This window comes from Lacticaseibacillus yichunensis (genome assembly GCF_003946405.1).
Classification (GTDB): domain Bacteria; phylum Bacillota; class Bacilli; order Lactobacillales; family Lactobacillaceae; genus Lacticaseibacillus; species Lacticaseibacillus yichunensis.
In genome coordinates, this window is sequence record NZ_RHOG01000040.1 from 1 (window position 1) to 22,212 (window position 22,212).

At 54.5% G+C, this 22,212-nt stretch carries 21 protein-coding genes; 12 read left to right on the top strand and 9 right to left on the bottom strand.

What is annotated here, in order from left to right:
* Nucleotides 1-863: 863 nt before the first annotated feature.
* Nucleotides 864-1,346 carry a nucleoside 2-deoxyribosyltransferase gene (locus EKM95_RS10260; RefSeq protein ID WP_125698146.1) on the bottom strand — a complete coding sequence of 161 codons (483 nt, stop codon included), beginning with the start codon at nucleotides 1,344-1,346 and terminating at the stop codon, nucleotides 864-866.
* A gap of 15 nt (nucleotides 1,347-1,361) precedes the next feature.
* The gene (gene rlmD, locus EKM95_RS10265; protein ID WP_125698148.1) at nucleotides 1,362-2,738 is read right to left on the bottom strand and encodes a 23S rRNA (uracil(1939)-C(5))-methyltransferase RlmD; all 1,377 of its coding nucleotides are present in this window, start codon (nucleotides 2,736-2,738) and stop codon (nucleotides 1,362-1,364) included.
* Between the two features lie 183 nt (nucleotides 2,739-2,921).
* Here rlmD and EKM95_RS10270 point away from each other — a divergent pair, with 183 nt between their 5' ends.
* Entirely contained in the window at nucleotides 2,922-3,299 is a 378-nt protein-coding gene (locus EKM95_RS10270) for a hypothetical protein (RefSeq protein WP_125698150.1), read from the top strand.
* Nucleotides 3,300-3,363: 64 nt separating this feature from the next.
* Here the strand turns inward: EKM95_RS10270 and EKM95_RS10275 are convergent, their stop codons facing one another.
* The gene (locus tag EKM95_RS10275; RefSeq protein WP_125698152.1) at nucleotides 3,364-4,890 is read right to left on the bottom strand and encodes a helix-turn-helix domain-containing protein; all 1,527 of its coding nucleotides are present in this window, start codon (nucleotides 4,888-4,890) and stop codon (nucleotides 3,364-3,366) included.
* 72 nt (nucleotides 4,891-4,962) lie between these two features.
* On the opposite strand from EKM95_RS10275, the gene recX reads away from it, so the two are divergent.
* From recX to EKM95_RS10290, 3 genes are all read left to right on the top strand, one after another.
* Nucleotides 4,963-5,769 carry a recombination regulator RecX gene (gene recX / locus EKM95_RS10280; protein WP_125698154.1) on the top strand — a complete coding sequence of 269 codons (807 nt, stop codon included), beginning with the start codon at nucleotides 4,963-4,965 and terminating at the stop codon, nucleotides 5,767-5,769.
* A 202-nt stretch (nucleotides 5,770-5,971) separates the two neighbouring features.
* Nucleotides 5,972-6,508 (top strand): nucleoside tri-diphosphate phosphatase, encoded by a 537-nt coding sequence (gene ntdP, locus EKM95_RS10285; RefSeq protein ID WP_125698156.1) that lies wholly within the window; start codon nucleotides 5,972-5,974, stop codon nucleotides 6,506-6,508.
* A gap of 49 nt (nucleotides 6,509-6,557) precedes the next feature.
* Entirely contained in the window at nucleotides 6,558-7,073 is a 516-nt protein-coding gene (locus EKM95_RS10290) for a hypothetical protein (RefSeq protein ID WP_125698158.1), read from the top strand.
* Nucleotides 7,074-7,253: 180 nt separating this feature from the next.
* Here EKM95_RS10290 and EKM95_RS10295 read toward each other — a convergent pair whose 3' ends face one another.
* The 3 genes from EKM95_RS10295 to EKM95_RS10305 form a co-directional block, all read right to left on the bottom strand.
* Nucleotides 7,254-7,658 (bottom strand): GNAT family N-acetyltransferase, encoded by a 405-nt coding sequence (locus EKM95_RS10295; RefSeq protein WP_164510177.1) that lies wholly within the window; start codon nucleotides 7,656-7,658, stop codon nucleotides 7,254-7,256.
* 376 nt (nucleotides 7,659-8,034) lie between these two features.
* Complete coding sequence (locus EKM95_RS10300; protein ID WP_125698163.1) at nucleotides 8,035-8,526, bottom strand: hypothetical protein; 492 nt, start codon at nucleotides 8,524-8,526, stop codon at nucleotides 8,035-8,037.
* Nucleotides 8,527-8,620: 94 nt separating this feature from the next.
* On the bottom strand, nucleotides 8,621-9,058 hold the full coding sequence (locus EKM95_RS10305; protein WP_125698165.1) for a GNAT family N-acetyltransferase: 438 nt from the start codon (nucleotides 9,056-9,058) through the stop codon (nucleotides 8,621-8,623).
* Nucleotides 9,059-9,190: 132 nt separating this feature from the next.
* Between EKM95_RS10305 and EKM95_RS10310 the strand changes: the two genes are divergently transcribed.
* From EKM95_RS10310 to EKM95_RS10325, 4 genes are all read left to right on the top strand, one after another.
* The gene (locus EKM95_RS10310; protein WP_125698167.1) at nucleotides 9,191-10,330 is read left to right on the top strand and encodes an AI-2E family transporter; all 1,140 of its coding nucleotides are present in this window, start codon (nucleotides 9,191-9,193) and stop codon (nucleotides 10,328-10,330) included.
* A gap of 236 nt (nucleotides 10,331-10,566) precedes the next feature.
* Nucleotides 10,567-11,904, top strand: coding sequence for a hemolysin family protein (locus EKM95_RS10315; protein ID WP_125698169.1), 1,338 nt, complete (start codon nucleotides 10,567-10,569; stop codon nucleotides 11,902-11,904).
* Between the two features lie 143 nt (nucleotides 11,905-12,047).
* Nucleotides 12,048-13,625 carry a peptide chain release factor 3 gene (locus EKM95_RS10320; RefSeq protein WP_125698171.1) on the top strand — a complete coding sequence of 526 codons (1,578 nt, stop codon included), beginning with the start codon at nucleotides 12,048-12,050 and terminating at the stop codon, nucleotides 13,623-13,625.
* Between the two features lie 18 nt (nucleotides 13,626-13,643).
* Nucleotides 13,644-14,525 (top strand): enhanced serine sensitivity protein SseB C-terminal domain-containing protein, encoded by an 882-nt coding sequence (locus EKM95_RS10325; protein WP_125698173.1) that lies wholly within the window; start codon nucleotides 13,644-13,646, stop codon nucleotides 14,523-14,525.
* Between the two features lie 62 nt (nucleotides 14,526-14,587).
* Here EKM95_RS10325 and EKM95_RS10330 read toward each other — a convergent pair whose 3' ends face one another.
* The 3 genes from EKM95_RS10330 to EKM95_RS10340 form a co-directional block, all read right to left on the bottom strand.
* Entirely contained in the window at nucleotides 14,588-15,655 is a 1,068-nt protein-coding gene (locus tag EKM95_RS10330; protein ID WP_164510178.1) for a MucBP domain-containing protein, read from the bottom strand.
* Nucleotides 15,656-15,708: 53 nt separating this feature from the next.
* The gene (locus EKM95_RS10335; protein ID WP_125698177.1) at nucleotides 15,709-16,008 is read right to left on the bottom strand and encodes a DUF1827 family protein; all 300 of its coding nucleotides are present in this window, start codon (nucleotides 16,006-16,008) and stop codon (nucleotides 15,709-15,711) included.
* 238 nt (nucleotides 16,009-16,246) lie between these two features.
* Complete coding sequence (locus EKM95_RS10340) at nucleotides 16,247-18,475, bottom strand: ATP-dependent Clp protease ATP-binding subunit (RefSeq protein ID WP_164510179.1); 2,229 nt, start codon at nucleotides 18,473-18,475, stop codon at nucleotides 16,247-16,249.
* Between the two features lie 245 nt (nucleotides 18,476-18,720).
* Here EKM95_RS10340 and EKM95_RS10345 point away from each other — a divergent pair, with 245 nt between their 5' ends.
* From EKM95_RS10345 to EKM95_RS10360, 4 genes are all read left to right on the top strand, one after another.
* Nucleotides 18,721-18,912, top strand: a complete 192-nt coding sequence (locus EKM95_RS10345) for a hypothetical protein (protein ID WP_125698181.1) — start codon at nucleotides 18,721-18,723, stop codon at nucleotides 18,910-18,912.
* A gap of 111 nt (nucleotides 18,913-19,023) precedes the next feature.
* Nucleotides 19,024-19,290, top strand: a complete 267-nt coding sequence (locus EKM95_RS10350) for a phosphocarrier protein HPr (protein WP_125698183.1) — start codon at nucleotides 19,024-19,026, stop codon at nucleotides 19,288-19,290.
* Nucleotides 19,290-21,017 (top strand): phosphoenolpyruvate--protein phosphotransferase, encoded by a 1,728-nt coding sequence (ptsP, locus tag EKM95_RS10355; RefSeq protein ID WP_125698185.1) that lies wholly within the window; start codon nucleotides 19,290-19,292, stop codon nucleotides 21,015-21,017. Before EKM95_RS10350 ends, ptsP begins: the two co-directional genes overlap by 1 nt.
* A 207-nt stretch (nucleotides 21,018-21,224) precedes the next feature.
* Nucleotides 21,225-22,088: an ROK family protein gene (locus EKM95_RS10360; protein WP_125698187.1), complete on the top strand. Its 864-nt coding sequence runs from the start codon at nucleotides 21,225-21,227 to the stop codon at nucleotides 22,086-22,088.
* The last annotated feature ends 124 nt before the right edge of the window (nucleotides 22,089-22,212 follow it).

Here is a 22,212-nt window from a genome sequence, read left to right on the forward strand (position 1 = left end):
AGGCTTAGAATTTCGGTGACCTTCCCGCTTCCGAAGAAGAAGGCGTCGTTCTCAAGATGGGCCGCATTCAGCTCCTGTAAACGAAGGTGGGCTGCACGACACTTGTGTGGATGCCGGTGATGCTTATTCAACTTTCAAAGAGCGTGACATGGCGTTGCCGCCGGGGACAGAGCATCGGTAACGACCTGCTTGTGCAAGTCGCTCGTCTTTCATCTTGGGTGGATCTTACGTCGCCGCCATATCGATCGCTGGTGCAAGTTGGGTGACATATAGGCTTAGAATTTCGGTGACCTTCCCGCCTCCGAAGATTTGGGTGTCGTTCTCAAGATGGGCCGCATTCAGCTCCTGCAAACGAAGGTGGGCTGCACGACATTGGATGAAAGACTAGTGGGAGTCCGGACTCCCGTGGTGCGGGTGGTGCTGAACGCCTGCTGTACATTCAGGTGCTCTGTTGGTGTGTTGTTTCCCCCGACCGCCCATGGAGTCGAATGAATATGCATGCGACAGTCTCCACTTGGGGCATGCTCATCCGGACGTCGGTAAGGAGCCACCTTCCTTCCCCTTACATAATAGTAAGCGAGTGGGCGCCGAAAAATGTGATCGAGATTTCAAAAATGTTTTTTCGACAGCTTGAAAACGCTGACGGGACAACATTCTTGAATCAGCCAAAATTTTTTGTTGGCAATCACGTTTTGACGAAAAAATGTCAAAATCGGGTCTGAGAATGCATTCCCGGAGACGAACAAATATCCATCAAGGTGAAAGATATTCCGAAAAATATTCGAATCGGCCACACCTTTGCGGCGCATTCTAGATCAAATCAGTCGTAAATAAAAACCCGCTGACAGGCAGCGCGGGAAGGCTCAGGCAGTCGCCAGCCGATTTTTCAGATCAGCGACGAGTGCGGCTTGGTTGTTGTAGATGGCGCCGTTCAGCTTGACCAAGCCGACGGTGTAGAGGTTCATGTAGTGGAACTGGTTCTCGGCGATCGTCTGCAGGGCCGCGAGCTTCTGTTGATTGGCGGCGCCTTGTTGCCGTGAGTCGGTGTACAGACCGAGAATTGGGATGTGCTGGGCATATGCGACGCCGATCTCACTTGCCACACCGGCGTCGATCACCGGCCCATCAAGCACCGCGATCATGAGGTCAGCGGCCAGCACCTGGTCCGTGTCGGCTTGGGCGATCATGCGGGCATCCGCGTACGCATTTTTATCATTGATCGCCGCGTTCTCTTGTGGGAGGTAGATATCCAGCTCCGGTAGCGCGGTGCGCAGCGCCTGGACAAAGCGGGCGTTGAATTCAAAATCGGCCTGGGAAAATAGGCCATTGGCAAAATAGATCTTCATGGGCGCAAACTCCTTTCAGCGGCGGGAAAAAGCGGTGACGGCTTCACAGCGAGCAGTGTACGGGAACATGTCGACGGAGCGGATCCAGTCCACGCGCCAATCACGGGCCAACACGACGAGGTCGCGGGCCAAGGTCGACGGGTTGCATGAGATATCGACAAAGCGTTTCGGGCGCGCCTCGTGCAAGGCCTGCAAAAAGGCTTTGTCCAGGCCAGTCCGCGGCGGGTCGACGATCATGGCGTCAGGTGCAAAGCCCTTCTGTAGCCATTTAGGTAATAGTTCTTCCGCTTTGCCCACTTCATAATGCGCGTTGGTGACGCCATTCAGCTTCGCATTGGCGTTGGCATCAGCCACGGCTTCGGGCGTGATGTCCATGCCGCGGACCAATTTTGCCTGGTCGGCAAGCGTGATGCCTAGGGTCCCGATGCCGGCATACGCATCGCACAAAGTATCGCCGGGCTGCAGTGCCAGTGCCTCAAGCGCGGTTTGGTACAAGATCTCCGTCTGCGTGGGGTTCAGCTGCAAAAAAGCTTGCGGTGAGACCTGAAATTCTTTGCCGAGTAGGCGCTCCGTGATGTAGGGTTGACCGGCCAGCAGTTGGCTTTCAGCGCCCCAGATCAGACTTGTGCGTCCAGGGTTGATATTTTGCATCACGGTCTTGACCATCGGCAATTGCTCAGCAATGCCCGCCAACAGACCGCTTTTGTGAGGGAGCTTTGCACTGTTTGTCACAAAGGTCACTTGGACCTCGCCCGTCGCAAAAGATTCGCGCACCACAAGCGTCTTGACGATGCCGCTATTGGTTTTTTCGTCGTAGATCGGGACGTTGAGTCGTTCTAGAAGGCCGCAAAGTGTCGTGATCACGCGCATTGTGAGCGGACGTTGGGTGGGAAAATCGGTCAACGGCACCAGTTCATGTGAGTTTGGCTTGTACAGACCGGCTTGCACATGCCCATCGATCATGCGAACGGGGAATTGCGCCTTATTACGGTAATGCAATGGATCGGTCATCCCAATCGTTGCGTCGAGGCGATAATGCTGCCAGCCGGCTGGTTTGTATTTTGCCAAAGACTGCGCCACGACATCCCGCTTGAACGCGAGCTGGGCGGGGTAGGCGAGGTGGGCGAGTTCCAGGCCGCCCACCGTATCGGCGCGGGGATCCAGCGGTGGCACACGGTCCGAGGACGGCTGCTTGATGCGGTGGACCTTGGCTTCCAGGTAGCGGTCATGAACGGCGGTGACTTCGGCGATCACAATTTCTTGTGGCAGTGCGCCGGTGACGAAGGTGATCTTCCGGCGAAAATAACCAATGCCGCGGCCGTTGATATCGAGGCGTTTGATCGTCAGGGGGAAGCGCTGACCAAGCGCAATGGGTTCTGGAGAAGTAGGCATAACGGACTCCTTTCGAAAAACAAAACTAACTGGCGTCTATTATACCGTTGTTCGCCCCCAGCCGGTATAATAAGTAGAATAGGATCTGCCAGGCCACACCATTTGCGACCCGGCACTGGCCAGTGGCGATGCGGTATTTTCCGTCGCCTGGCTTGAACGCAAAAAAGGGAGTCCCAATCGATTATGAAGATCACTTATGATGCCCTCAGTGGCAGTCGCATGACCACGACCATCTGGCACAACAATGAGGTCCATTCACTGCGCTCCGGCGAGACGCTTGAGCTACCAGTCAAGCATGGCGACACGGTTTCATTTCGCGTTGGCAAATTGAACCGGCGGCAGGCAATTCCGTTTCAGGATGTGAACGGCAGCTTTGCGATTCGTGCTAACCGTCAGCTTCAAATGATCTACTTCACAGCGCTTTTGCTCTTGGTGCTCGGCCTGTGGGTGGTCAAGTTGCCATCCAATGAGATCGCAATGGGCATTGTTTTTGCGCTGATCGGCTATGAAGCGGTGAATTATTTCATCGGCTATCGCGCGGTGCCACTGCATCATCAGTAACGGGGCCGCAAGCGGACGACCAACAAAACGGCGGCAGACCATCGCAGTCTGCCGCCGTTTTGCCTTATTCTGATAATAGTTTGAGCCGCTGGTCATGCGCGTCACACAGGGCACTGTAGAGCGAGAAGAAGTCGTTGTCGCCAGCCTCGTTGTGCCAGCCGATCACCTGCGTATTTTTCAGGCGGGCAGGGGTGTAAAAATGCTTCACCACAATATCGGACGTGAGCGTCGTGATCACCACATCGGGCGGCTGTGCGGCGTCAGGCAGCTTGATGGTGACAAAATGGATTCGCTCCAAGAAACTCATCAAGTCCCGTGTCGCAAAGGTTCCAGGCTCGATCAGGACCGTGACCGTCAGCTGGTGGTCCGCATTCAGACCAGGAAAATCAGCCGCAACGATATCACACAGCAGACTCACCATGTCCGCTTGATAGGTAATGAACACACCAGCTGGTTCATCTAACCGCAACATCGTGAAGTATTGATCGACAAGCGTGCGCAATTGACCGCGGGCGTTGCCAGTCATCTGTTCCGGATAAAAATCGAGCCGTTTGCTGAAGCCGCCTTGCAGAACTAAAAACGTGAACGCGCAGCGCAGTAAGTTGGCGCGTAGCACTGTGTGATCACGCGTCGGCGCATCAGGGCGAAACGCAAGCTCATGGGTTTGCAGTGTGTTGATCAAGCCAGCCGCAAAGGCCCCGACTGGATCCGTTTTTTCATCAAACTGGTCGATCATCCAGTTGTCCAGCGCGTCTGGCGTATCTTCAATGGTGAGGAAGTGTAACCGCAAAAAATAATAGGCGGCACATTCTGTGGTCAAGGCCACCGCATTGAGTTCAGGAAAACGCTCGCTGGTGAAAACCATTGGCAGCGGCCGAGCGTCTTTGTCCGCAAACAATTTTGTCAATTTTGCCTTGGGCGGCAGCACATGCCCAAACTGTATCCGCATCCAGCAGATCGCCAGCGTCAACAGAATCTGTTTAGTCGCGGTCCGCGGCGCGGGGAACCATTGCTGGCTGGCGTCTTCACTGATACTCTGATACAGGCCTTGGACCACCTGCAGATTTTGACTGGCAAAGGGCCAGCCTGCCCCGCGGTACGCCAACTGGAAAAACGTCAGCATCGCCAATCTGATCTGCAACTCGTCGCCTTCAAGGGCCCAGGTGCTGGCATTGAGCGACAGCCCGAGCGACTGAAGATAAGTCTTGAAGGGATCGATGCGCCGGCGCAACGTGGAGATACTATAGTCGCGATTCTTGCAGAAGTCGTGGACATTCGGCGTTTGCGTGCGAAAAGCGTAATCATAGAACTGAAAGGCCATGCTGTCCTGAAGCAGCTGAAACCGGTAGCGGTCAACCGTCACGCCGGCGCTGAGCGTGCTGAACTCGGCCGTCGCGTCAGCGGGTTGGCCTGACAGTCGCGCAAGGCCGTTGAGGATGTCCTGGTAAGCATTGTAAGCTTGCGAATAGCTGAGCTGGGTCTCTGCGCTGAGCCGATTGACCGTGAAATTGGTGTCTTCCAGCGCCTTCATCACGCGGAACACACGATAATTGATCATGGCCCGCTTATCAAAAAAATAGGACTCGAACATGGGCTTGACCTCCCGTTATTATCGCTTTCAGTATATCATAGATAGAGTCAGAACAAAGATGGAGGGACTGCAATGGCAGAGATCACTCAGATCAGCGCCCAGAAGCGCAAAGGGCGCTACAATATTTTTCTCGATGGTAAATATGCGTTCCCCGTCAGCGAAACCACTCTGATCAAATTTCGCCTGGCCAAGGGGTTGGTCGTCGATGCCGCTCTTGAAAGTGAGATCAAGGCCGGTGAGGTGGAGGCGATGGCCAACACGATGGCGCTGGATTATCTCAACCGCCAGGCCCGCACCGTCAAAGAGCTGCGGACCCACCTGCGCGACCAGCAGATGCCCGAGGACGTCATCAGCCATGTCGTCGTGCGCCTGACAGATCTGAATTACTTAGACGACGCCCAATACGCCCAGGCGTTTTTGCACGACGCCCTGTTGATCGGCGACAAGGGCAGTCATTCCGTCACCCGCGCCCTGCGCGAAAAAGGGGTGGCGCCGGAGGTCATCGAAGATGCCTTGGCCGATGTGGCGCCGGCTGACTGGCACGGCGCGTTGATGCGCGCCGCCACCAAAGCGGCCAGGCAAAATCAGCGCCGCGCCTTTCGCGAGCAGACCGGACGCATTAAACTCGCTTTGACACAAAAAGGCTTCACGCAGGAACAGGCAGCGGCCGCACTGGCTTCCCTGGATCTGGCCAAGGACGACGACCACGAAGCGGATCTGCTGGCCCGTGAAGCGACCAAACAATGGCGACTCAAACAGCGCTACACCGGCCGTGATCGCACGGAACGCGTCAAACAAGCACTCTTTCGCAAAGGGTTCACAGGCGACGCCATCAACGAGGCGCTGGCCAAACTGGAAAACGGCGAGGAACTGGAGTAAGGGCAGTTGAGTTGTGTCGGAGACTATACGATTTTGGACCTACTGCATCACGACACTTGATTGGCGCTATTTCAAATCAAGTATACGCTCGAGACGTGCATGGTAAGCTATGACGCATACGCCCGTTGCCGTCATCTTCCGAAGTGGCCTGCTTTCTGGTATAATCGATGTGAACTCAGATCAATCAGAAAGCTGGTTACCTATGCAGATCCCCAAAGAGGGCGATTACGTCGCCATTCAAAGTTACAAGCACGATGGGAGCCTGCACCGCACATGGCGGGATACGATGGTCCTTAAGACCAGCGAAGACGCATTGATCGGTTGCAACGATCACACCCTTGTCACCGAGTCGGACGGCCGGCGCTGGCTGACTCGGGAGCCTGCGATCGTTTACTTCCATAAACATTACTGGTTCAACGTGATCGCGATGATTCGCGAGGCGGGCGTGTCGTACTACTGCAATCTCGCCACGCCTTACACGATGGACCAAGAGGCGCTGAAATACATCGATTACGACCTGGACGTCAAGGTCTTTCCAGACGGTGAAAAACGCCTGCTGGATGTCGATGAATATGAGGCGCACCGCCGCAAATGGCAATATCCGGCCACCACAGACCAGATTCTCAAGGCCAATGTGCGGGTGTTAGTCGATTGGATCAATCACGGCAAGGGACCATTTTCCCAGGCCTATATCGACTTGTGGTACAACCGTTATCTGCAGTTATCCCATCGGGTGTAGCTCTTGCTCGGGCGCAGGCTCGAGCTTTTTTCATTAGGAAGGACACAATATGACATCTTTGATCGACCGGCCAGCAACTGTTTTTGCTGGCAAGGTATACATGACAGAATCGATGGATCAACTCGGCACGTTCGACCAAGCTTGGCAAGAGTTCGAAGCGGCTGGCCACTTCGCGGCACTGGATGCACTGACCGACCAACCGAACCGGACGGCGCTGTTGATGTTTTCCCCGTATGGCGCGTTTCAGTACTGGATCGGCAGCTTGCTTCCGGCAGGCACCGCGGCCCCAGCCGGCCTTGAAGCAGTGCAACTGCCAGCCGCCACGGTTGGGGAGGTCAGCGAAAAAGCGGACAGTGTGCTGGCTAATTTTCCCGTCGAGACGATGTTCAGCCGCGGCCTCGAGCGTCTCGAAAAAGCCGGGTTCCCGCTGCCTGAGCATATCGGCCAAACGGACAATCCGTACTACCTTGAAAGTTATCAGCTGACAGAGGGCAAGATCACCGCGGTCAAGCACCTGCTCTTCATTTCAATGGATCAGCTGAAGGGCTACGATGAATGGGATTAGACAAAAAATCTCGCGATCTGCATTTTGCAGCGCGAGATTTTTGTATTCTGGGTGTCCAGCTCCGTGGGATAGTGAAACGGATAACATGCCTAGGCGCTCGGAGTCGCTCATCGCCCAAGTGACTGGGACAAATAGGTGCTTCCACCGTGTGGTCTGGAGCCTGATTCAGAAATTTTTAAATCAAACTCCGTAAACCAAATTTAAATAAGCGGGCGGTGTGGTGTTTTCACTTTCCGTCAACCACCCATTGCGCCGGTAAAATTCGCGTGCATGGTAATTGGCGCTGAGACACTTGAGACGGGCTGGACGTCCTGTATGGGCCAGTGCTGCCGTTAGTAGTTCCGTGCCGATTCCACGACCAAAGAATTGCGGGTCAACGAATAGTAGATGAATGAAGTTGTCGGGTTGGTAAGTGCTGACGAACCCAAGGATGCAGTGGTCGATTGTCGCAACTAGCACTTCCTCGTCGATGGTATCGTGTTGGAAATCGGTGCGCTTGAAGTCTGCCTGCGCCATCCATGTAAACGTCGCTTGACGGCTTGTTAAGTAGATGCGGGCTAGTTCGGGCACATCAGCCTCAGTCATTGATCTGATCTCCATCGGCTCATTCCTCCCTGCGCTTTTGGGCGAGCTTCGCGTCAATCAGCGCTTTTGAATCATCAGTACTGGTCGGGAAAAGTAGATCACCACGATTGAGATGGCAGTCGGCATTGCGAAAAACAACTGCTGACTGTTGGTTGCGCAGATCTGCCAATCGCCACTCGTTGATTGGCGATGACGTTGATTCCCCGTCACAAGAGAATGTAGTCCATCATGACCGCCGTTAGTCTGGCCACCCCAATCTTACCAGAGCCGATCAGGACTACCAATCTTCTGCAAAGTAGACGAATTCACTGTAATCCCAATCCGTACAAATAAGTCTCTAAAATTTACATCACGACAGGGGCGCTCAGGTCAGCGCCTAGAGGTTCCGCATTTTTTTCATCGTCGGCACGAGTGACATGGCATCAAGATCCATGTAGGCGCCGATGCACAGCGAAACGACCATCACGGCCAGCACCCAGCCAAACGGGGTGCCGATGATGAAGGCATGTGCTTCAGGCGTCGGGAAAAGGACGCGGACCAGGTCGATAGCGGCAAAGGCCACTGTGAGATCCAGCAGGTAATTCAAGATGATCTTCCACAGCTTGGCTTCCTGCAACATGAAAAAGCGCACCGCCAAGTGGATGAATTGAATGGTCGTGTATTTGCCGAGGATGCGCAACGGGCGCTCCAGCGGAATCTTGGCAAAATAGATGATGGTCGCGCCGACGATCGCGCCGACCGCTGTCCGCCAGATGCTGTCGGCATGCAGCACCAATGCATTGTAGGCGATGCCGATCATCAGCTGCGCGCACAGATAGGGAATGCCAAAGAAAAAAGTGAAGATCAATGTGGCCTTGCCATTGCCCATGGCGCACCTCCTAATTGTATTGCGTTCATTATAGCATGTTCGCGGCCAGCGAGGCAGGCGCTCAAACGGAAACGCTGGGGTGCTGGCGCCGCGATCAATCGGTCAGATTCATCGCCATTTCGCGGTGCCGAATGCCAGCATCCAAGAACTCAGGTGTTTCCGTCAGCTGAAACCCCAGCGCCTTGTAAAAACCGACGGCGGTCAGCTGGGCGCCGAGCCGCAATTCAGCCGCGTCATGAGCCTGGGCATAGTCGATGATCGCGCCAAGTAATTGTGCGCCGATTCCATGATGGCGATAGGCTTTGAGCACCGCCACGCGCTGCACGTGATAGCCATAGTCTTCTTTGAGCAAGCGTGCGGTGCCCAAGGCGAGCCCTTGGTCATACGCCACAAAGTAGACGGCGCGGGCTTCCTCGCTATCAACTTCAAGGTCGGCCGGGACGTTTTGTTCCTCGACAAAGACGGTGGTACGAATCGCAAGGGCGTCTTGGTAGGTGGTACTGGTTAGATCTTTTGTCACTTCAATGGTCATAGTGGTCACAGCTTTCACGTTTCGGTCTTATTTCTGTTATTATAGCACTGAGTTGACATGGCGGGACCACGGCTAATAATGGCTGTCGATCGGGACAGGCAGCCGACTCTCACCCGCCAAGGAGGACGCGTTATGTTTGAAAAATTGCGCCGATCAAAACTGCTCTTTTGGTCACTTGAAGCCCTTATTCTGGTCTTCTTGGTGATTGGGCTCACGAATCTGTCGTTTTTGTTCGCACCGATTGCGACGTTTTTTTCAACGCTGATGGTGCCGCTTTTGACCGCGGGCTTCATGTACTATCTGTTCAATCCGTTGATCACCTTGCTGGAAAAACTGCACATTCGCCGAGGCTGGGGCATCCTCCTTGTTTTCGCGGTGGTGGTGGCACTGGCGGTCTTCACAATCGCGGCCATCATTCCCAATCTGATCACCCAGATCACGCAGCTGGTCGCGGGCCTGCCGGATTTTGTGAAAATGGTTCGTAAAGAGTTGACCCAGCTGTCTCATTATAAATGGTATCAGCAATTCGGCATCGCCAGCATGGTCGCCAACATCAAAGTTGATCCGGCGAAGATCCTGACCAGCTTGCTCGGCAATTTTTCCAGCGGCCTGCCCAGTGTGGTCGGCTCCGTTGTTGGTGTGGTGATCACGTTGATCACGATTCCGGTACTCTTGTTTTACATGCTGAAGGATGGCGACCGGTTCGTCCCCGCGGTGCAAAAATTGTTGCCAGCGCGCTACGGGGATGAGATCGCCGGCGTTTTTCACCGGATGAATGCCACGCTATCGCATTACATCGCGGGTCAGGCCATTGAGTGTTTGTTCGTTGGGACATTCACATTTATCGGGTATCTGATCATCGGGATGCCATACGCGTTTTTGCTGGGATTTTTTGCCGGCATCGTGACGTTGATTCCGTATATTGGCCCGTATATTGGCATTGCGCCGGCGCTGTTGGTGGCTGTGACCCGCAGCTGGACGGAGGTCGCGTTGACGATTGTCGTGGTGATCATCGTGCAGCAGGTCGACGGCAACGTGATCTATCCAAACGTGATCGGGCGGTCGCTGGACATCCATCCGATGACGATCATCATCTTGTTGCTGGTGGCAGGCAACTTATGGGGCTTGCTTGGAACAATCTTAGTGGTGCCTGCCTATGCCGTGATCAAAACAGTCGTGACCTATGCGCTTGAGCTTTACCATTTTCACCAGGAACAAAAGCGCACGGCGGCCTTGACCGGCACCCTACCGAAGTCAAAGCCAAAAGCGTGAAGCAGCGTGGTATACTGGACAAATATAAGGGTGCGTAGCCGAGTGTTTAGGTCTGAGCAGCTAGGCTAGCCTGGCGCTTGGGGCGCACTTCGCCCCGAGTGACGGGCGTACCTAGATGTCCCGGACATGCGGGCCGAAGCCCAACTAAAAAGGGGTCGTAGGCTCGCGGGATGGCCGGGCAATAAAAGGTAATGACAAAATGGGGGGAACCCCAATTTTGAAAGGTGTGGATGGTGATGGCAGAAGGCGCCAGTGGTGCGATATGGCCCCAGCTGATCTTGATCGTGGTGTTGACGTTGATCAACGCCTGCTTTGCGGCAGCGGAGATCGCGGTGGTGTCGTTGTCGAAAGACAAAATGGCGGCGCAGGCCAAGGCCGGCCATAAAAAGGCGGGGAAGCTCACCGCGATCATGGCGAACTCGACCAACTTTTTGGCCACGATTCAGGTTGGCATCACGTTTGCTGGCTTCTTCGCATCGGCCAGCGCGGCCACGACATTGGCGGGTTATGTGGAGCCGTTGTTCGGCAACTTGAGCTGGGCGCATGAGGCCGCGGTGCTCTTGGTGACGATCATCCTGTCCTATCTTTCATTGGTGTTTGGGGAGTTGTACCCCAAACAGGTCGCCCTTCAGATGAAGGAAAAAGTCGCCAAGGCGGCGGTTACGCCGATCAGCTGGCTTTCTGTTTTGATGCGGCCGTTCGTGTGGTTGCTGTCGGCGTCGACAAACCTATTGATGAGGCTGACCCCGATCGATTTTTCCAAAAAACAAGATCAGGTCACCCGCGATGAAATGGTGTCGATGATCGAGCAGGGCCGCCAAAGTGGGGCGCTGGAGGACGACGAGTACGAAATGTTCGAAGGTGTCATCTCGCTGACCAGCAAAATGGCACGCGAGGTGATGGTGCCGCGAATCGATGCCTTCATGGTCGATGCGGATGCGCCTGACGCGACAGCGATCGACGCGATTCTGGACAACATTTACTCGCGAATCCCGGTGTATCAAGGCGACAAGGATAATGTCATCGGCATCGTCCATATCAAAAATCTGCTCAAAGAGGCGCGCCGCGTGGGGTTTGACCAGGTGCGGCTCGAGGATGTGATGACCGACCCATTGTTTGTCCCCGAAACGTTGACGGTGGATGATCTGTTAACTGAGATGCGCATCCGCCAGCAACAAATGGCAATCTTGCTCGATGAATACGGCGGCGTGGTCGGCGTCGTCACGATCGAGGACCTGATCGAGGAGATCGTTGGCGATATCGATGATGAAAGCGACCAGGCCACTGTGATGGTCACCAAGCTCGACGCCGATGATTACCTCGTGGCCGGCAAGATGCCGATCAGCGAGTTCAATGCGTATTTTCACATGACGCTGGAAGCCGATGATGTCGACACGCTGGCGGGGTATGTGATCACCCAATTAGGCAAAATTCCGACGAACCGCCAGCAGGAATCGCTGCCGTTGTCAGGCGGCAGCACATTGACGACGGGCAAAATGGACGGCTCACAGATGATCAATGTGCATGTGCACCTCGGTAAGCCGGCGTCTGCTGAGCCGACAAGCGAATCCTAATGATCGATTGAAGTCGCGTCGGTTCTTCCTTATAATGGAACAAGACTTGGTCTCGGAGTGTCCGGGACTTTTTTGATGAAAAGAAGGGTTTCGGATGTAAGTCGCAGCGCTGTCCGTCACGACCGCTTTTGAAAGGATCTTTTATGAATAAACAAGAATTACAAGCCGCGGTAGACAAGCGCCGCACCTTTGCCATTATTTCTCACCCGGATGCCGGGAAAACGACGATCACGGAGCAACTCTTGCTGTTTGGGGGCGTCATTCGCGAAGCCGGGACTGTGAAGGCAAAAAAGTCAGGCCATTTTGCGAAATCTGACTGGATGGCAATCGAGCAGCAGCGTGGCATTTCCGTGACGAGTTCGGTGATGCAGTTCGATTATCAAGGCAAGCGCATCAATATTTTGGACACGCCAGGGCATGAGGATTTTTCCGAAGATACCTACCGAACCTTGATGGCGGTGGACGCTGCTGTGATGGTCATCGACTCCGCCAAGGGGATCGAGGCTCAGACCAAGAAACTGTTCAAAGTCGTGAAGCAGCGCGGCATTCCGATCTTCACCTTCATGAACAAGCTGGATCGCGATGGCCGCGAGCCGCTGGATCTGATCGCCGAGCTGGAGGAATTGCTCGGCATCGAAGGCTACGCGATGAACTGGCCGATGGGGATGGGCAAGGGGCTTTTGGGCCTGTATGATCGGCGCGCCAAGCAGGTCGAGTTGTACCGGGAAAACGAAGCCGGTGAGCGCTTTTTGCCGCTGGATGCAGACGGTAAGCTGGATCCAAGCGAACCAATTAGCCAGGAAAGCATTTACCGCGACACCTTGGATGACATCGCGCTGTTGAACGATGCCGGCAACCAGTTTGATCTGAAAAAAGTGATGCAGGGCGATCAGACGCCGGTGTTCTTCGGCTCAGCCCTGACCAACTTCGGCGTTGAGACGTTCCTCAAGAATTTTGTGGCTATGGCCCCAGCGCCAAGCGAGCATGTGCTTGAGGATGGCCGCAAGCTCAGTCCGGTCGATCCAAATTTTTCCGGCTTTGTCTTTAAGATTCAGGCCAACATGAATCCCAATCACCGTGACCGCATTGCGTTTGTGCGAATCGGCGCTGGTGAGTTTGAACGCGGGATGGATGTGACTCTGACGCGCACCGGCAAAGTGATGCGGTTGAACAACTCGACGGAGTTCATGGCCAATTCGCGGGAGACGGTCGAAAGTGCCGTGGCCGGCGATATTGTCGGGCTGTATGACACGGGCAATTTTCAGATCGGCGACAGTATTTTCGCTGGTAAGGAACCGGTGGAATACGCGAAACTCCCGCAGTTTACGCCTGAGCTGTTCATGCGCGTCACGGCCAAAAACGTGATGAAGCAAAAGAGTTTCCACAAGGGCATGCAGCAGCTGGTCCAAGAAGGCGCCATTCAGCTGTATCGCACGTACAGCACCGATGATTACATTCTCGGCGCGGTCGGGCAGCTGCAGTTCGAAGTCTTTAAGTTCCGGATGCAAAACGAGTATAATTCGGAAGTTGTGATGACGCCGATCGGCAGCCGCATCGCGCGCTGGATCGACGAGACGCAGCTCGATGAAAAAATGAGCAGTTCGCGTAATCTTTTGGTGAAGGACTTGGCGGGCGCGCCACTGTTCTTGTTTGAAAATCAGTACGCGATGCGCTGGTTCCAAGATAAGTATCCAGACGTTCGGTTGACGGCTAAGCTTTAGTCGAGAAGGGAGCACCTCATGGCATTGCATGAATTTGGCAAAGACGATGTGAAGCACCAGACCCCAGCAGCGCACGATGGCGTTGATATTTCTGCGAATGTGGAAGGCATCACCAATGATGACCTGTTGGCAAAATGGCGGACCTACTCGCTGGAACAAAGCGACACCGCGATGAGTGAATTCTTGGAAGAGCTCATCGAAAACAGTCGCCTGATCGTGATTGCGTTGTCCGACGCCCCAATCAAAGCGGATGCGGAGGGCCACATTCAGGTGGATGAAGACACCGAGATTCAATTCCCGGTCATGACCACCACCGATGGCAAGTCCTTCCAGCCATTTTTCACTGACTGGCTGGCGGTCAACGATTTGTATGATTCTTGGAACAATGCGGGGCTTGGTGCAAACGTTGAGCGTGCGCATGGGCTGGCTGTGCGATTCAAGGATATGGTCACGATGATCGAGCAAAACGAGGATCTCGCCGGCGCCGTGATCAATCCGTTCAGTGACAATATCACGCTGGAACGCGACGCAATGGCGGACCTGGCGAAACAGGCGGCCCATCGCCACAGCGCCACCGACGAGGACATGGCGATCGAAGTCAGCGAGGCCCAAGATGTGCCGGCAGGGTTCTGGGAGGCCATCGAACCAGCCTTGGCGCAGCAGCCTGCTGTCAAGCGCGGCTGGCTTTTGATGATGCGGTATCAGGACATGGCGAATTATTTTATCGTCTTGGATCTTGAGCCGATCGACGAAACGGTTCGCGGTAAATTTTTCCAGCAGCTGGCGGACCTGGGGCATGCCCATCTCGATGAAGCTGAAAATGGCTTGAACATCGCGGCCATGGATCATGATCTGGCCGGCGTGGTGGAACAGATCACGCCGAAATATACACGCGGGTAAACCGCAACAAAATAGCGCGACCTTTTTTCCAAGACAGGAAAAGGGGTCGCGCTTTTTTGAACTCAATTGTGCCATTCAACGTAATTGGCAAGGACTTGGCCGTGGTCGGTCTCCAGCCATTCACTATGGTCGGCCAAGACGGTCTTGGCGCTGATCTGGACCGCGGTGCCACTTGCCAGTCGCGCGATTGGCTGGCCGTATGGGGCATCCCATGTCGTGACCCCAGTTGCGCCTGCGGAAATGCGAGCTTGCTGATTCATAGTAATTGTCGTGCCGTCAAAATGAACCGTTGGCAAGGCTAGCTGCATCGGGCCGGGTAAAAATGGCAGGTCGGTCTGTGGCGTCGTGTCGCTGGACGTGATCCATAGCTCGCCGCCCAGATTGAGCCAGACCGTTTGATTCGGCTCGCGCACCATGGTGTAAACACGCCACGCGGTTCCTGCAGGCAGATAGGCACCATGCGTCGCGGTGTCCTCTGGTGCCAAAAACGCTGTCTTGCCAGAGTTCAAGGTGATGTAGGCTTGGTCGGGCGCTTGCCCATTTTCCAGCTGGGCCACATTGTACGTGAAATGCAGGGTCTGCGTATGCGTGGTGAACGTCCCATTTTGGCGCGCCGGCCCCATCAGCTGATCGGCCATTTCGGGTAGCGCCTCGGCGGTGAATTGGGTGTTGACGGGGCCGCGCAAGATCTCTGGTAGGCTGAGCAGGCGCCCAGCCGTGGTGCGGTGATAGACCAGGACAGGGCCAGCCAAGCGCGGCTCGTAATAATAGGTGATCGTGGTGTTTGTCGCTGGAAAAGTCGCGGTGAACCCCGTGACGGAGACCAGGACATAGCCCGGCAGGACGGTCCACGGCAGGGTCAAGGGCGCACCAGTATTGCCGGTGAGCGTGACCGTTTTTTTCAAGGCCTGGCTTGAGCGGCTGAGAAAATAGTTCAGCGTCACATGGACCAGTGGCGCAGCTGGCCCATATTGAACGGGGGCGTTTACGGTGGCGGTTGGTTGCGACGCCGGCGTCGGGGCTGGTTGTGGTCGGGTGGCGGCTGGCACAGTGGCTGGACGTTCGGGCCGAGGACGACGTGGCGGCCGGCGCTTGGTCAGCCAATTCTTGATGCGACTGATAACACTCATGGTGACTCCTTTGTCAGAAAACCGAAAAAAAAGCCGGCGCTGCCGGCTTTTTACTACTCCGCTTGCTGGGTCTCGACCCGGGCGGGAAGGGATACCTCGGCGAGGCGGTCGCCTCTGATCACCTGCACGTCTTTGAATTTGACGCTGCATAGCTTTTCTAAAGCAAAGGCGATCTCGGTATCTTTGATATTGCGCGTCTCACTTGTGAACAAGAGCTCTGTGTGAGTCGGTGCTTTGGTATAGATGACGGTGGTGCTGCCAAGCGAATAGATCTTGATGAATTTGGTATCTGTATTGGCCAGCTGCTGGGCGACCAAGTTGGGATAACTGTTCGTAACATCGATCAGACGCATCTGCTCACCCCCTATGTGGGCTAGTCTTGACGTTTGTAGCACCCGCGCTACAAAGCCAGTATTTATTTCCACTCATATTGTAGCACAGCCGCGCAAATGCCATGTGCGAAATGCTTAAAAAATCCTCACGCAAAACAGTTTTTCAACGGTTCTTGTTGACTGTTGGAAAGTGGCTTCACGATGTTTGAAAAAAACAGGGGCAAAGCCGTTAAGCCTTGCTCCTGTTCGTAACCATTGCTCACTTGTTCGCCTGATCGCTTTTGACCTGGGCCGGTGCGGCATCGGAAATGGCAATGTCGCCGTTTGCGATGCGGGCCTCCAGGGACTTGGCAGTCGGGTGATCCAGGTAAAAGTCGGCGACGCGGTCTTCGATCTGCTCCTGAATGACCCGGCGCAATGGCCGTGCCCCCATGGCGGGATCGTAGCCCAGCTCGACGAGTTTTTCCTTGACGGGTTCAGTGACCTTGATCGATAGGCCCTGGTTCTTGATGTTGTTATTGGTATCGGCGATCATCAGGCCGACGATCTGCATCAAGCTCTCCTTGGTCAGCGTCTTGAATTCGATAATGTCATCAAAACGGTTGAGAAATTCTGGCTTGAAGTAGTTGCCCAGCTGATTCATCACGCTCTTCGTCGTGCCGTTCAGCGATGCGCCGAAGCCCACGTTGGCCTCTGCATCGGTGGAGCCGGCGTTTGACGTCATGATGATGATCGTGTCTTTGAACGAAACGGTGCGACCCTGGCTGTCGGTCAGGCGGCCGTCATCCAAGATCTGAAGGAACATGTTCATCACATCCGGATGCGCCTTTTCAATTTCATCCAACAAGATCAGGCTGTACGGATTGCGCCGCACCTGTTCGGTAAGTTGGCCGGCTTCTTCATATCCGACATAACCTGGCGGCGACCCGATGAGTTTGGACACGCTGAATTTTTCCATGTACTCCGACATGTCGAAGCGAATCATCGAATCGGTCGAGCCAAATAGCTCTTTGGCCAGCTGCTTGGCGAGTTCGGTCTTGCCGACACCGGTTGGGCCGACAAAGAGGAAGGAGCCGATTGGACGGCCGGTCTTGTTGAAGCCGATGCGGTTGCGGCGAATGGCGCGGGCGACTTTATCGACCGCCTCATTTTGGCCGATCACATGGGCTTCAAGATCAGGCGCCAGGTTTTGCAACTGTTGCTGTTCTTGTTGCTTTAATTCGCCGACAGGAATGTGCGTCTTTTCTTCGACGATCTGTTCCATGTCTTTGTCGGTGACGGTAGGGGTCTCATCTTGGCTGGAAAGGGCCTGCTTTTTCTGCATGGCATCGAGCTTTGTCACTTGATCCCGGTAGAAGGCGGCTTTTTCATAGTCTTCCTGTTTGAGCGCGGCCTGTTTTTGCTTTTCGGCATCGGCGATCTTGTCCTTGATCGTCTGCGGGTCGGCGACATCGATGGTCAAATTCTTGCGGGAGCCGGACTCATCGAGCAAGTCGATGGCCTTGTCAGGCAAGAAGCGGTCCTGAATGTACCGTGCGGACAGCGAAACGGCTGCGTTGATCGCTTCTGGCGAATACTTGACGTGATGGAACGCCTCATAGCGCGGCTGAATTCCCTTGAGAATCTCGATGGTCTCTTCCTGCGACGGTTCATCCACGGTGACGGGTTGGAGCCGGCGGGCAAGGGCGGAATCTTTTTCAATCTCGCGGTACTCGTTGTTGGTGGTTGCGCCCACCAGCTGCATCTCTCCACGCGCCAAGGCCGGCTTGAAGACGTTGCCGGCGTCCATGCCGCCACGGGCATCACCGGCGCCGACGATCTCATGGATCTCATCGATGAACAGAATCACAGTGGAATCCTGTTTCAACTCATCGAGCAGCTGCTGGAGCCGCTGCTCAAACTGCCCACGAATACCGGTGCCTTGCACCAGCGAAACAACATCGAGTTGAACGACGCGGCGATCCTGCAATTTGGCAGGGACTTCGCCATTTGCGATTTTCAGGGCTAAGCCTTCGACGACCGCAGTCTTCCCGACACCTGCTTCGCCAATCAAAACAGGATTGTTCTTGGTCCGGCGATTTAAGATCTCGATCACGCGGGCGATCTCCTTGTCGCGGCCAATCACAGGATCGATCTCGCCGCGCCGCGCCTTAGCGGTCAGATCCACGCCAAATTGGCCTAAGACACTTTGATCATTGCCTTGGGGGCCACGTGGGTCGCGCGGCCCGCCTCCGCGGCCTGATTGGGTCGGCGGGGTCTGGTCTTGTGGGGCTTGACCTTGGCCCTGGCTCATTGCGCGGAAAATGTCGTCCAGGCTGTTGAAGCCGAACGGATCATTTGTTGCATTTGTTGGGCTCATTTTTCCACCTACTTGTGCTTTCAGTTGCTGATAGCAGTTCTGGCAAAGATCGATCTCTTTGCGCTGACCGTTAACACTTGTATATAAATGAATCGTGGCTGGGTTTTGATGACAATTCTCACACAGCATCATGTCACGACCTTCCATTAATAAGACGTAAATGGTCGCAAAAAGTCGTCTGACCTTTTTTGACCTTGACCCTAGTATACACCGGCGAAAGCAAAAATCAAGCACTCGAGACCGACGAGTGCTAAAAAAGACTGCAACCGCTCCCATCGTGATATTCTGGGAGTTTTGACCAAAGACGACTGTTTGCTTGTCTGGTTGTTTGGACAATGCTATCGTATTCCTGTAGAGAGGAAGGGGGCAAGCAAATGGCACCGGATTACACATCGCTGATGGACGACCTGCGCGCAGGAAAACTCGAAGTGCTCGAGATCGACCCGGAACACTTCAACGATTTTCGGCAAGCATGGACGAATTATCCGGCGCGCAAAGAGATCGTCGGAGACGCCCAGCGTGGCGGCAAGATCAACTACCATTTTCGCTCGTCAAATGCGGATTAATAGTGCGTAGCCACTTGTCCAGATGGCCAAATAATGGTAAGGTTTACAAGAAATAGAATCGAAAATTCTATTCGGCAAATGAATTCTTTTAGGCGAAGGAGCAGATTAGTCATGGAAAAACGTGAATTTAACATCATTGCAGAAACAGGGATCCATGCACGTCCGGCCACTCTTTTGGTGCAGGCGGCAAGCAAGTTCAACTCCGATATCAACCTTGAATACAAGGGCAAGAGCGTCAACCTGAAGTCCATCATGGGTGTGATGAGTCTTGGCGTCGGCCAGGGTGCTGATGTTTCCATCTCCGCTGAAGGCGCAGACGAAGCAGACGCGATCGCCGCGATCGAAGACACCATGAAGAAGGAAGGCTTGTCTGACTAATGACAAAGTCACTGAAAGGGATCGCCGCTAGTGATGGCATCGCAACCGCGAAGGCTTATCTTTTAGTGCAACCCGATTTGTCATTTTCTCAGACTTCGATCCAGGATCCGGAAAAAGAAATCGACCGTTTGCACAAGGCGCTTTCGCAAAGCAACGATGAATTACAGATCATCCGCGACAAGGCCGCTAAGTCATTAGGGGAAGAAGAGGCGCAAGTCTTTGACGCCCACATGATGATCTTGGCCGACCCAGAATTTGCTGGCGCCATCGAAAATAAGATCAAAGATGACAAGATCAACGCGGAAGGCGCTTTGAAGTCCGTGTCTGACATGTTCATCGCGACCTTTGAAGCGATGACCGACAACGCCTACATGCAAGAGCGTGCCGCTGATGTTCGTGATGTCACGAAACGCATCTTGGCACACCTGCTGGGCCGAGTTTTACCAAACCCTGCACTGATCGACGAAGAAGTCATTTTGGTCGCACATGACCTGACGCCTTCTGACACTGCGCAGCTCGACAAGAACTTCGTCAAGGCGTTCGTCACGGATATCGGTGGCCGGACCGCACATTCTGCGATCATGGCGCGCTCACTTGAGATTCCAGCGATCGTCGGGACGGATTCTATTACCACCAGCGTTAAGGCTGGTGAGATGGTGACAGTCAACGGTTTGACCGGTGAAGTCACAATCGACCCATCCGAGGCGCAAATCGCTCAAGCCCAGGCAGATGCAGACGCATTTGCCAAGCAAAAGGCGGAGTGGCAATTACTCAAGACGGCGGCATCCGTGACTGCGGATGGCAAACATTTTGACGTTGCCGCAAATATTGGGACGCCAAAGGACCTTGATGGCGTTCTCGCCAACGGGGCTGAGGGAATCGGCCTTTACCGGACCGAGTTCCTGTACATGGATTCTGCAGAACTGCCGACCGAAGATGATCAGTTCGAAGCCTACAAAAAGGTTCTCGAAACGATGAATCCAAAGCCGGTCGTTGTCCGGACCATGGATATTGGTGGGGATAAGCATCTGCCATACCTGCCACTGCCGGATGAGCAAAATCCATTCCTTGGATACCGTGCGATCCGGATCTCGCTTGACCGTCAGGATATTTTCCGCACCCAGCTGCGTGCCTTGCTTCGTGCAAGTGCATACGGCAATCTGCGGATCATGTTCCCCATGATCGCGACGATTCAGGAGTTTGAAGCTGCCAAGAAAGTCTTCCTCGAAGAGAAGGACAACTTGGTCAAGGCCGGAGTCAAAGTCTCCGACAGCATTCAACTCGGGATCATGATCGAGATTCCAGCCGCCGCTGTCTTGGCCGACCAGTTCGCCAAGCACGTCGACTTCTTCTCGATCGGCACCAATGACCTGATTCAATACACGATGGCTGCCGACCGTGGCAACGACCGCGTCTCGTATCTCTACCAGCCATACAACCCGTCCATCTTGCGCTTGATCAAGCATGTCATTGATTCCGCGCATAAGGAAGGTAAGTGGGCCGGCATGTGTGGCGAAGCGGCGGGCGACCCGATCATGGTGCCACTGCTGCTGGGTCTGGGGCTTGATGAATATTCGATGTCTGCGACCTCCGTTTTGCGGGTCCGCAGTCTGATGAAAAAGTTGTCGACTGCCGACATGGCCGAAATGGCTGAAAAGGCGCTCAACGACTCCATCTCAAATGATGAGAACAAGGCGCTTGTTGAAAAATACACTGCAGCCAAGTGATCATAACTTGAAGGCGTCGCTCTCTTCGGAGGGTGGCGCTTTTGTTTTGCAAATTTCCCAGACTCGGGCTTCGCTGAGACCGCATCTTGGTGCAGGGCAGTCAATGCTGAAGCGCATTTGATTCCGATGGCCGGCACTGTGGACCCTCGTCAAGTCCACGTGAAAGCGGTACACTGGTTAGGTAATCATTCTAAGGGGGAAACAATTATGGCATTAGCAGTGATCGATGTCGGTGGTACGACGATCAAGTTAGCGGTCTGGGACGACAATGAACTGAAGGCGGCCCACGCGATCGCCACACCGAAGACGCTGACCGGGTTTTATGATGATCTGACGACCGAGGTCAAGAAGTTTCAGCAGGCCTACGCCATCACCGGTGTGGCCATGTCCACGCCAGGCGCAGTCAATCAGGAGACCGGGGTCATCGAAGGCGCCAGTGCCTTGCCTTACATTCACAATTTTCCGATTCAACCGGAGCTGGCTGCGCATTTCGGCCTGCCAGTGACGTTTGAAAATGACGCGAACTGTGCCGCACTGGCAGAAGTTGCCAGCGGTGCAGCGGCTGGTAAGAAGCGCGTGGTGGTGTTGGTGCTGGGCACTGGGGTCGGCGGTGCGATCATCGCGGATGGTAAGATCGAACATGGTGCCCATCTGCTTGGTGGCGAGTTCGGGTTCATGGTCCAGGGCGACAACACCGTCAGCGGGCTTGGCACCGCCGTGAATGCGGCCAATCGTTACAATGCGGCGACCGGCGAAACTAAATCGGGGAAAGAGGTCTTTGATCTGGCCGACGCCGGCGATCCGCAGGCAATCAAGGAAGTCGAGACCATGTACCATGCACTGGCAGTGACGATCTTCAATCTGCAGTACAGCTATGATCCGGAGCAATTTTTGCTAGGCGGTGGCGTGTCGCGTAATCCGCGCCTGCTTCCTGGCGTGGAAGCCGCCCTTGATGCGATCATGAAGCAGGTCGAGATTGCGACTGTTCGTCCGGAAGTCGCGATCTGCAAATACAAAGATGAAGCCAACCTGATCGGCGCAGTCGCGAATTTTGAGCAACATCTGGATTAAGCAGCGCGGATAGACTAGGAAAACAGAAAGCTGAGACGAATAAAATGGGAAATTTGTCAAATGGTGTTGGTTTTATGTTTTAAGCTTTTATGGGTCTCCTCTTTTGAGGGGGCTTTTTGTTATC